General features: G+C 73.3%; 9 protein-coding genes. 6 read left to right on the top strand and 3 right to left on the bottom strand.

Translation table 11 applies throughout. From position 1 onward, the window contains the following. Window positions 1-760, top strand: a 760-nt coding sequence (locus tag OZN99_RS19385) for an ATP-binding cassette domain-containing protein (RefSeq protein ID WP_270936911.1), incomplete at its 5' end; no start/stop codon positions are given. 290 nt (window positions 761-1050) lie between these two features. Here the strand turns inward: OZN99_RS19385 and OZN99_RS19380 are convergent. The 3 genes from OZN99_RS19380 to OZN99_RS19370 all read right to left on the bottom strand — a co-directional run bounded on the left by OZN99_RS19380 (window position 1051) and on the right by OZN99_RS19370 (window position 4578). Next, window positions 1051-2157 (bottom strand): asparaginase, encoded by a 1107-nt coding sequence (locus OZN99_RS19380; protein ID WP_270936910.1) that lies wholly within the window; start codon window positions 2155-2157, stop codon window positions 1051-1053. Between the two features lie 141 nt (window positions 2158-2298). After that, the gene (locus OZN99_RS19375) at window positions 2299-3279 is read right to left on the bottom strand and encodes a Bug family tripartite tricarboxylate transporter substrate binding protein (protein ID WP_270936909.1); all 981 of its coding nucleotides are present in this window, start codon (window positions 3277-3279) and stop codon (window positions 2299-2301) included. 252 nt (window positions 3280-3531) lie between these two features. Then, window positions 3532-4578: a serine hydrolase domain-containing protein gene (locus OZN99_RS19370; RefSeq protein ID WP_270936908.1), complete on the bottom strand. Its 1047-nt coding sequence runs from the start codon at window positions 4576-4578 to the stop codon at window positions 3532-3534. Between the two features lie 152 nt (window positions 4579-4730). Here OZN99_RS19370 and OZN99_RS19365 point away from each other — a divergent pair, with 152 nt between their 5' ends. The 5 genes from OZN99_RS19365 to OZN99_RS19345 all read left to right on the top strand — a co-directional run. Next, window positions 4731-5498: a YopT-type cysteine protease domain-containing protein gene (locus OZN99_RS19365; protein WP_270936907.1), complete on the top strand. Its 768-nt coding sequence runs from the start codon at window positions 4731-4733 to the stop codon at window positions 5496-5498. A gap of 92 nt (window positions 5499-5590) precedes the next feature. Continuing rightward, window positions 5591-6136, top strand: a complete 546-nt coding sequence (msrA, locus tag OZN99_RS19360; RefSeq protein ID WP_270936906.1) for a peptide-methionine (S)-S-oxide reductase MsrA — start codon at window positions 5591-5593, stop codon at window positions 6134-6136. Continuing rightward, window positions 6136-6561: a peptide-methionine (R)-S-oxide reductase MsrB gene (msrB, locus tag OZN99_RS19355; protein WP_270936912.1), complete on the top strand. Its 426-nt coding sequence runs from the start codon at window positions 6136-6138 to the stop codon at window positions 6559-6561. Before msrA ends, msrB begins: the two co-directional genes overlap by 1 nt. Then, complete coding sequence (locus OZN99_RS19350) at window positions 6558-7511, top strand: hypothetical protein (RefSeq protein ID WP_270936905.1); 954 nt, start codon at window positions 6558-6560, stop codon at window positions 7509-7511. Before msrB ends, OZN99_RS19350 begins: the two co-directional genes overlap by 4 nt. Window positions 7512-7585: 74 nt before the next feature. Further along, window positions 7586-8633, top strand: a 1048-nt coding sequence (locus OZN99_RS19345) for a YncE family protein (protein WP_270936904.1), incomplete at its 3' end; no start/stop codon positions are given.

Here is an 8633-nt window from a genome sequence, read left to right as displayed (position 1 = left end):
CGCGGCCGGCGCCAGCGCACGCCGCCTGTTCGAAGCCGCCGACGCGCCCGCCCCGGTGGCCGAGCCGGTACGGCCGGCGACGCCCGCCGCCGGGCACGCCATCCGCGTGGAGGGCGTGCACTTCGCCTGGAGCGCCGATCGCCCGCCGGTCTTCGACGGGCTGGACCTCGAGGTGCCGGAAGGCGCGCGCGTCGCGCTGCTCGGCCCCTCAGGCGCGGGCAAGTCCACGCTGGCGGCGCTGCTGCTCAAGCTCGCCGCGCCGCAGGCCGGGCGGATCATGCTCGGCGGGGTGGACATCGCCACGCTCGCCGCCGACGAGGTGCGCGCGCGCATCGCCTGCCTGACGCAGGATGCAAGGCTGTTCGACGACACCATCGAGGCGAACCTCCGCCTGGCGCGGCCCGAGGCGGAGGAGGCGGCGCTGTGGCGCGCGCTGGATGCCGCCGGCATCGGCGAACTCGTGCGCACCCTGCCCGATGGCCTCGCGACACGCTGCGGCGAGGCCGGCGCGCGCTTCTCCGGCGGCCAGGTGCGCCGCCTGGCGCTGGCCCGCGCGCTGCTGAGCGAGGCGCCGGTGCTGATCCTCGACGAGCCCGCCGCGGGCCTCGACCCCGAGACCGAGCGCGCCTTCCTGGAAACGCTGGGCGAGGCCACGGCCGGGCGCAGCGTGATCCTCATCGTCCACCGGCTGATCGGCGTGGAGCGCCCGACGCGCATCCTGCGCCTGGTCGGCGGGCGCGCGCTGGCCGCGATGGGGTGATCCGGTAGCGCCGAGGGTTCAGTCTGCCTTGGTAGCCGGGGTCGGTCGCGCCCCCACCCGCCCTCGCTCCGCTCGGGCACCCTCCCCCGCTTCGCAGGGGAGGGACCTGCAGCACCCACGCTCCCTCCCCCGCTTCCCAGGGGGGATCGGCGGAACCCACGCTCTCTCCCCCGCTTCGCAGGGGAGGGACCGGCGGCACCCACGCTCCCTCCCCCGCTTTGCGGGGGAGGGTCGGGGTGGGGGCACGACCGACCGGTCGGGACTGGTCCCCTGACGCCGTTTGCGCCGCCTTACCGCGGTGACGGGTTCAGGAACTCCACGATCGGCTCAACCGGCGTGCCGGCCAGCCAGAAGCCGAGGCTCGCCTTGGTGGGCTCGGTCGGCTTCGGCGGCTGCACGGTGATCTCCACCTTGCCGACCTCCTTGCCGTTGCTATCGGTGATGGCGGGCTCGACCGCCGCGATCATCAGCTCGGCTTCCTGCACCGGCAGCGCATTGATGCGGCCGAGGATGCGCGCCAGCACGCCCATCTTCGCGCGTCCGCTGGCATCGCCGTCGGCCACCTTGATCGCGATGCCGATGCCGCGGTCGCGCACCGCGGCCAGCAGGTAGCCCTCGGCGCCGGTCTTGGCCACGACGTTGCCGTCGGTGAAGCGGATCAGGCGGGCGAGCGGGGAATCCTTCGACGCCAGGTGGTCGGGATAGGCCGTCATCGCGTTCAGCACCCGGCGCACCGCAGCGCGGCGCTCCGCCGTGACCGCCTGCGCGGCGCCGAAGCGCGCGGCCGCCTTGGCCATCAGCCCCATCGGCACCGCGATCGCCGGCAGCCCGCAGCCATCGCCGCCCACCGGCAGCTTGCCCGCATCGACACCGATGAATTCCGAGAGCACGTCGCGGTAGAGCTTCTGCGCCGGGTGGTCGGGATTGGCGTAGTCCAGCCCGGCATTCAGGTGCTTCGCGACGCTCAGGAAGCCGCAATGCTTGCCGGAGCAGTTGTTGAAGATGCGCCGCGGCCCGCCATGCGCGAAGGCGGCGGTCTGGTCCTCCAGGCTGCGGGGCAGGGCGGGGCCGCAGACCAGCGCGTCCTCCGTCAGGCCGAGACGGCCGAGCCAGTCGCCGATCAGCGCCATCTGGAAGGGCTGCGCATGGTGCGACGCGCAGGCGAGAGCGATGTGCTCGTCGGTCAGGCCGAGCGCATCTGCCGCGCCGGATTCCACCAGCGCGACGGCCTGGAAGGGCTTCAGCGCGGAGCGCGGCGTCGGCGCCCAGCCGGGGTCACCCCAGGCGTGGCGCAGGGTGCCGCCCGTGTCGGCCACCACCACGACGCCGTGGTGCACGCTCTCGACCACCGGGCCACGCCAGACCCGCGCGAGCTCGACGACATCACCAGCCGACATGCTTTCAGTCCCCCGTTCCGCCGCCCTCGGGCGGTCGCGAAAGAACTCCCCACGTCAGTGGCATAGAGCGCGCGCGGGGCGGCGTCCAGCACGACGCGCGGCGGGCGGCCGAGGCCCGGGCACGGACCGGGCCGGATCAGCTCAGTCGAGCGTGACCCGCGCGGCGCGCACCACCGGGCCCCAGCGGTCGAACTCGGCGCGCACGAAGGCGTCGGTGCGGGCCGGGTCCATGTAGATCGGCTCGCTCGCCAGCTCGGTCAGGCGCGCGGCGATGGCAGGCGTCTCCAGCGCCGCGCGGCTCTCGGCCGAGGCGCGCTCGATCACGGCGCGCGGCGTGCCGCGGGGCGCGAAGAGGCCGGTCCAGCTGCGCACGGCGTAGCCCGGCACGCCCTGCTCGGCGACGGTGGGAAGGTCGGGGCGGAAGCGCACCCGCTCCTCCGTGCAGACGCCGAGGATGCGGATGCGCCCGGCCTGCGCCGGGCCGACCACCGTGGGCAGGTTCATGAACGCCATCGGGATGACGCCGGCGATCAGGTCGGTCGCGACCGGCCCGCCGCCGCGATAGGGCACATGCGTCAGCTCGGTGTTCGTCAGCAGGCGGAACAGCTCGCCCGCCAGGTGGTTGGAACTGGCCGTCCCGGAGGAGCCGAAGGAGAGGCCGCCGCGTGTCGCGCGGATCTTCGCCAGCAGTTCCGGCACGGTGCTCACGCCGATGCCCGGGTTCACCGCCAGCACGTTCGGCACGTCCACCCACATGGCGATACCGGCCAGGGCCTCGCGCACGTCGTAGCCGAGGTCGGGCGAGACCAGCGCGTGGAAGACGTGGTTCGAGGCGGAGGAGACGAGCAGGGTGTGGCCGTCCGGCCGTGCCCGCGCGACGAGCCCCATGCCGATGGACCCGCCGCCACCGGCGCGGTTCTCCACCACCACGGACTGGCCCAGCCGCTCGGCGAGCAGCGGCGCGATCAGGCGGGCAACGATGTCGTTGGACCCGCCGGGCGCCCAGGGGACGACAAGGGTGACGGGGCGGGTCGGCCAGGCGTCCTGGCTGAAGGCGGCAGCGGGCAGCAGCAGCGGCGTGGCGAGCGTGGCGGCACCGGCCAGCAGATGGCGTCGGCGCATGGCGTTTCCTCCGGCTTCGATGGCGGGGGGATAACGCGCGCCGGCGCTTGCGGCGAGGGGGGCCGCGTCGCCGCTTTATCGTCTTGGCGCTTTGGCGCGGTGCAGTCCGGTGCGTTCCGGACAAATTCCCCGCCCCGGCCCGGCGGGGCAGCGGGCGGGGGCGGATGCGGCTGTCAAGGAGCGGCGGTCCTTCGGCAGGACAACGTTCCTATTCTGCCTGCGCCGAGCCGCCCCTGTCCAGCGTGAAGGGCGTCACCCCCGGCCGAGCACCGCCGCCACCATCCCACAGAACGGGCCGATGGCCGTGGGGTCCAGCCAGCGGGTCACCGCCACCACCTCGCCGCCCGGCCAGATCCAGGTGTAGTTGCCACCGGCGCCGAAGGCGAAGACCGAATCCCGCGGCGCCTCCGGGAAGCGGCCGGCGGTGTTCAGCCACCAGAGGAAGCCGTAGGAGGGGTTGAGCGCGCTCGGCGCGAAGGACCAGTCGAACCAGCGTTCGGGAATGATCCGCTTCCCCGCCCAGGCGCCGCGCTGCAGCGCCAGGCGCCCGATCAGGGCCTGGTCCTCGGCATGGATGCGCACGCCGCCGCCCCAATGCGTGCCGCCCGGCACGCTGGGCAGCAGGCGGCCATCCACCTCCACCACGCTGTTGTCGTAGGGGTGCCAGGTCCAGTCCCGGCTGGCGCCGATCGGGTCCATGATCCGCTCGGCGAAGACCTCGGGCAGCGGGCGGCGGAACAGGCGCAGCAGGCACAGCGCGAAGCGGTTCACCCGCACGTCGCTGTATTCGAAGAAGGTCCCGGGCGCCTGCAGGGCGCGCTGCGGGTCGCCCGGGCCCTGATCCTCCCGGCCCAGCGGGCGGCCGCGCTCGATCCGGTCGGACTTGCCGAAGATCTCGCCCTCCCATTCGGAGGTGCAGGTCAGGAAGTGGCGCCAGGTGATCGGGGCGTTCTGGTCGCTCTCGAAGCCGCCGTCATGGATGCGCGCGCGCACCGGCTCGTCGAGGTCGGGCAGCAGCCCGTCGGCCCAGGCGATGCCGGCCAGCAGCGAGAGGTAGGACTTGGCCGCGCTGAAGGTCAGGTCGGCCTGCCGCGTGTCGCCCCAGCTGGCCAGCGTCTCGCCCCGGCGCGTCACCAGGCCGTTCGGCGCCCCGCGCGGGAAGACCGGGCCGAGCAGCGCGTTGTGCGGCGGCGGGTCGAAATGACCGGCTTCCAGATGCGCGCGCAGGTCGCGCGGGAAGGGGGTCTCGTTGGCGGCGGCGAAGGCGACGGCCTTGGCCAGGGTGGCGTCGTTCTGCATGCGCCGACACTGCCCCGGGGCCGGGCCGGCCGTAACCCCCGGTTGGCCCGGCCTGGCGCAAGCCAGGGTTGCGCATGCCAAATCGCTTGTTCTGCAGTCGGCATGACCCTAGCCTTCGCGCTTTGCTGGCCTCGACCATGGAGTGCATCCCCATGCCCGCCGCCACCATTTCCGAGACGTTCATCAATGCCGGTGCGCTTGGGGGTTGCACGCTGGTGCGGGCCTTCAACCAGCGCCGGGACTACGGGCACTGGTTCCAGCGCACCTACCTGAGCGGCCGCAAGCCCGACATGTTCTACACGGGCGGCGCCGCGCCTGGCGGTCCCGTCGGCGGCCTGGCGATGCTCGGCGCCCATACCGGGACCTATGGCGGCGTCTGCTGGGCGATGTCGATGCACTGGATCCTGCGCCACAGCCGCGGGCTGGATTTCTGGGGCTGGATCGACACCCCCGGCGGCATCTCGACCATCATCAACCTGCAGATGCGCACCCGCCGCTTCCCCGGCGCGCTCCAGCTGGACCAGCTCGGCTCGGCGCCCGAACGCGCCCAGGGCGCGCCGAGCGGCCGGCTGGTGGAGGAGGAGGTGCTGGGCGCCGACGGCATGGTGCGCATCGGGACCACCGAGGGGGAGACCCAGGACCGGCTGATCGCCGCGCTGCAGAAGGTGACGGACTACGGGCTGGTCGGGATGTTCTTCCGCGGCCTGCCGATCGGGCACGCCATCGTCGTCCACGCCCCGGACCGCAGCGGCCCGCTGACGGTCTTCGACCCGAATGGCGGCGAAGTCCGGTTCACGGACAGGGAGAAGGCCAACCTGTTCCTCTACCGCCTGTTCTACCAGACCGCCTATGCGGTGGTCCGACGCTGGCGCATCCACGGCTATGGCGAGACGCTGGGGCTGACGCGGCTGTTCGGGTAGCGCCGGGCCGCGGCGCGGCCGCCACGTCGTAACCCCCTCCCGGCCGGCGGCGAATCTCCCCACATTCCCGGCAGCAAGGACGGAGGACGCGCATGGCGATGGAAACCGCGACGCTCGGCGGCGGCTGCTTCTGGTGCATCGAGGGCGCGCTGCGCCACCTGCAGGGCGTCTCGCGCGCCGAAAGCGGCTATGCCGGCGGGCATGTGGACAACCCCAGCTACGAGCAGGTCTGCGACAAGAAGACCGGCCATGCGGAGGTGGTGCAGATCGACTTCGACCCGGCGGCGGTCAGCTATGCCGACCTGCTGCGCATGTTCTTCACCCTGCACGACCCCACCACGAAGGACCGCCAGGGCAACGACGTCGGCCCGCAGTACCGCAGCATCATCCTGACCCACTCGCCGGAGCAGGAGCGGGTGGCGAGGGAGGTGATCGCGGAGATCGACGCCTCCGGCATCTGGGGTGCCAAGGCGGTGACGGAGGTGGTGCCGCTGACCCGCTTCTGGCCGGCCGAGCCCGAGCACCAGGACTATTTCGCGCGCAACCCCTGGTCCGGCTATTGCCGGGTGGTGGTGGCGCCGAAGGTCGCGAAGTTCCGCAAGACCTTCGCGGACCGGCTGAAGAAGGGGGCGGCGTGATGTTCGGCACCAAGGACAGGCACGCCGAGGAGACCTTCCCGGTCCGCAAGACCGAGGCGGAGTGGCGCGCCCAGCTCTCGCCCGAGGCGTTCCGCGTGCTGCGCCAGCATGGCACGGAGCGTCCGGGCACCAGCCCGCTGAATGCCGAGAAGCGGCCCGGCACCTTCGACTGCGCCGGCTGCGGCACGCCACTGTTCGAGGCCTCGACCAAATACGAGAGCGGCACGGGCTGGCCGAGCTTCTGGAAGCCGATCGAGGGCGCCGTCGCGACCCGCACCGACCGCTCCTTCTTCATGACGCGGACCGAGGTGCATTGCGCGACCTGCGGCGGGCATCTGGGCCACGTCTTCCCGGACGGCCCGGCGCCGACCGGCGAGCGCTACTGCATGAACGGCGTCTCGCTGGCGTTCAGACCGGCGGAGTGACGACCGCCGCGCCGCCGGACCTTCTGCCGCCGCGCGCCATCGTCCATCTCGGCGCGCACAAGACCGGCAGCAGCCTGCTCCAGGCGCTCTTCGCCGCCGAGGCGGGGCGGCTGGCGGAAGCCGGCATCGCCTGGCTGCCGCACCAGCCCTTCCGCGCGTCCTTCAGCCGGAGGACGGCGGACTGGCGGCAGGACCCCGCGGCGGCGAAGCCGGCGATGCGCGCGGCGCTCGCCGCGCTGCTGCCGCCCGGGCGCCCGTCGCATGCCTGGCTCGCCTCCGACGAGTCGCTGCTCGGCCATCTGCGCACCGACCTCGGCAACGCGCCGGACCGGCTCTACCAGCATTGCGGGGAGGTCGCGGCGATGCTGCGCTGCGCCGCCGGACCCGGTGGGCTCACGATCCTGCTGTTCATCCGCCGGCTCGACGAGTTCCTGTGCTCGGCCTACCTCCAACGCGTGCGGCTCGGGGAGCCAGGCGATTTCGGCCGCTACCTCGCCGGGCTCGACCCCGACCGGCTGTCCTGGGTGCCGACGATCCGCGAGTTGGCGGCGCCACTGACCGGAGAGGCCGACCGGCTGGTGGTGCATGACCATGCCTCGCTCGCCACGGCGCCGGGCTGGGTGCTGCAGGACCTGTTCGGCCGGCTCGGCGCGCCTGCGCCGCCCGCCGCGGTCCTGGTGCGGCGGGTGAACCCCTCGCTGAGCGATGGCCAGTACCGCGCCATGCTGCGCCTGAACCGGCTGTGGCCGGCCGACCGCCTCCCGGCCCTGCGCGCGCTGGCCGCCGGGCTGATCGATCGTCGCGCCCCGACGGGGGGGGCACGGCCGCACCTGATGGAGCCCGGGCTCGCGGCCCGGCTGGCCGCGCGGCATGCCGGGGATCTCGCCGCCATCGGCGCGCTGGGTGGTCCGGTCGAGCTCGCCCTGCCGCCCGCCTCGCCGCAGGGTTGATCCGCCGCCTGGGCGCTGGACATCCGGCGCCGCGGCGCCGATTTTCCCGCCCGAAACCCCCGAGGACCCCGGCGTTGCGCCTCCTCCGCCTGCTTCCCGCCCTCGCGCTCCTCGTCGCCGCACCGGCGGCGCGGGCCGACCTGCTCTACGTCCTGAATTCCGGCGAGGCCTCGGTCAGCCTGATCGACGCCACGACCCGCCAGGAGATCCGCCGCATCCCGATGCTGCGGGAGCCGCACCACCTCGTGCTCACGCCCGACGGCAGCCAGCTGGTGATCGCCGATTCCGGCGGCAACGAGCTGCATTTCGTCGATCCGCTGACCGGCGAGGTCCGCCGGCGCGAACGCATCTCGAACCCCTACCACCTGGAATACAGCCCGGACGGGAAATACCTCGTCATCGCCAGCCTGCGCCGCGACCAGGTGGACATCTACGACGCCGCGACGCTGACCCTGCTGCAGCGCTTCCGCCCCGGCGACATGCCGAGCCACGTCGCCTTCTCCCCCGACAGCAGGCGGGTCTTCGTGACCCTGCAGGGCAGCCGCGGGCTCGCCGCCTTCGACCTCGAGACGCGTACCCAGCTCTGGACCGTGGAGGTCGGCAAGGAGCCGGCCGGCGTCACCTGGCATCGCGGGCGGCTGATCGTGGGCATCATGGGCGACGACCATTTCGTCACCGTCGATCCCGAGACGCGGGAGGTCGCCCGCGCCTTCACCATCGGGCGCGGGGCGCACACCATCTTCCCTTCGCCGGACGGGCGGGCGCTGTTCGCCACCTCCCGCGTGGACAGCCGGCTGGTCGAGGTGGACCCGGCGACGCTGCAGGTGCGGCGGGTCTGGAACATCCCGGGCGGGCCGGACTGCCTCACCTTCGACCCGGAAGGGCGCGTCTGGATGACGCTGCGCTGGGTGGGGCGAGTCGCCGTGCTCGACCCGAGCCGTACGGACTGGGAGATCATCCGCGTCGGCCGCAGCCCGCACGGCATCTTCTTCAAGCCGCGGCGCGAGGGTGTGGGCGGCGATTTCGGCCAGCGCCTGGCCGGTGCGACCTCCGGCTCCCGCCCGCTGCCGGCGCCGCTGCCGCCGCGCGCGTCGCCCGCATCCGCCCCAGCTGGGCTGCCCG

This window comes from Falsiroseomonas oryzae (genome assembly GCF_027856955.1).
Lineage (GTDB): Bacteria > Pseudomonadota > Alphaproteobacteria > Acetobacterales > Acetobacteraceae > Falsiroseomonas > Falsiroseomonas oryzae.
The sequence above is the reverse complement of the archived record's forward strand: the minus strand, read 5'-3'. Positions and strand labels throughout refer to the sequence as shown.

Bases quoted from the DNA above. Each gene is read 5' to 3' on its own strand.
- OZN99_RS19375 (WP_270936909.1), bottom strand. From the start codon at position 3,279: ATGCGCCGACGCCATCTGCTGGCCGGTGCCGCCACGCTCGCCACGCCG.
- OZN99_RS19370 (WP_270936908.1), bottom strand. From the start codon at position 4,578: ATGCAGAACGACGCCACCCTGGCCAAGGCCGTCGCCTTCGCCGCCGCC.
- OZN99_RS19380 (WP_270936910.1), bottom strand. From the start codon at position 2,157: ATGTCGGCTGGTGATGTCGTCGAGCTCGCGCGGGTCTGGCGTGGCCCG.
- OZN99_RS19365 (WP_270936907.1), top strand. From the start codon at position 4,731: ATGCCCGCCGCCACCATTTCCGAGACGTTCATCAATGCCGGTGCGCTT.
- msrA (WP_270936906.1), top strand. From the start codon at position 5,591: ATGGCGATGGAAACCGCGACGCTCGGCGGCGGCTGCTTCTGGTGCATC.
- msrB (WP_270936912.1), top strand. From the start codon at position 6,136: ATGTTCGGCACCAAGGACAGGCACGCCGAGGAGACCTTCCCGGTCCGC.